This window comes from Tenacibaculum sp. L6 (assembly GCF_028823685.1).
In the GTDB taxonomy this organism is placed as follows: Bacteria; Bacteroidota; Bacteroidia; order Flavobacteriales; family Flavobacteriaceae; genus Polaribacter.
On sequence record NZ_JAPEHZ010000130.1, the window covers coordinates 1 to 1,639 of the forward strand.

Below are 1,639 nucleotides of genomic sequence, written 5' to 3' on the forward strand. Positions count from 1 at the left end.
GTATATTTTCTAGTAACGCCTGGTTTTACAGTTTTAGTTATAGGATCGATTAAATCTGAAACATTGGTGATATTCCAAGAGTTATATGAAGGATTAATACCAATAGTGCCATCAAACAAGTTGTTGTTAGCAAAATCAACAGGATTAACACCTCTGTTATTACCTTGATTATATATAGATTCCCAAGAAAGTCCGATATATTCATCTGCCGAATCAATTACATCATATCTAGGTATAAAATTAAAGTTCACCCCTGTTTTTACATCTGCTTCTATGTTAGATGAGTTTTTTTGTCCAGATTTAGTTGTAATTAAAATAACACCATTAGCTCCACGAGAACCATAAATAGCAGTTGCTGTAGCATCTTTTAAAATAGTCGTAGTTTTGATGTCTTCTGGATTTATTGAATTTATATTTCCAGAAAAAGGAACCCCATCTAGAACGTAAAGAGGGTCTCTATTACCATTTACAGATCCAAAACCTCTAATTCGTATAGTAGAAGTAGAACCTGGTTGACCAGTAGTGTTTATTACATTTACACCAGCAGCTTCACCAGCTAGAGATTGAGAGATGTTTGTAAAGCTTTTAGATTGAATTGCTTCAGTATCTACTACTTTAGCTGTTCCTGTATATGCTTTTTTAGTTGTTGTTCCATAACCAACAACAACTACTTCTTCAAGCAAATTGTCACTTTCTAAAACGACTGAGATTTGATTAGAACTTCCAACAGTTCTTTCAGCTGTTTTCATACCAACAAAACTAAAAACTAATACATCACCAGTCTTAGCTTTGATAGAATAGTTTCCATCGAAATCAGTTTCAGTACCCTGAGTAGTACCTTTTTTTAAGATTGTAACCCCAGGTAGAGGACCTGTTTCATCAGAAACAGTACCTGAAATTATCCTGTCTTGTGCAAAGGATATTTGCACAATTAACGCTAGGAATAGCGTTAAAATTCCATTAAACTTTGTTCTCATTATGTAATTATTTGAATTAATTAGGTGCTAAAATCTTAAATATATCTTAAATAAACAATTTTTTAACATTAAAAAAAGCTACTTAATTTTAATTAAGTAGCTTTTTACTAGTGATTGAATATATAGAATATGTTTTAGTGAAAAGGTAGTACTTCGTTTGAAGTTTTATTTTGAACTAAAATTTTATTTAAATCAATAGTTGTAGTTGCTGTTTTAGCAACTGGATCATAAGTAAAACTATCTAAATCAGATATAACAGAGTTTATAAAACTAGGAATAGTAGGAGTAGTTCCTGGATCACCATCATTGATATTTGGATTTAATCCTATCTCTTCTTCAAAAATAACTAATTTAACTCCCATATCAGCAAGTCTGATGCCTTCAGCTATAAAGACTTCTTGCCTAGTTCTGTATAGTAATTCTAAAGAGTCGTCTTCATTTGCTAATGCGTCTATTTCACCTACAGTTAAAGAAGTTCCAGAAATTGAAGGAATGTCTACGTTTCCTGCTTGTCTATCTAGTACTAAGTTAGTACGACCATTAACAACAATATCAGATTTATCTGGTCTAGAACCTGGATCTACTTGGCTTCTTCCTTCAATTCCATCATTTATATTTCTAACTTCCCTAGTTGAAATAAGAATTAAAAGGTCTTTAAGGTT

1 protein-coding gene and 1 pseudogene are annotated in these 1,639 nt (G+C 31.7%); both read right to left on the reverse strand.

Features of this window, described 5'->3' with window-relative positions; genetic code table 11:
- Window positions 1-977: TonB-dependent receptor plug domain-containing protein (locus OU788_RS12240; RefSeq protein WP_274635426.1), on the reverse strand; the 977-nt coding region annotated here is incomplete at its 3' end.
- Window positions 978-1,111: 134 nt separating this feature from the next.
- Window positions 1,112-1,639, reverse strand: a pseudogene (locus tag OU788_RS12245) (hypothetical protein); the annotation flags it as partial.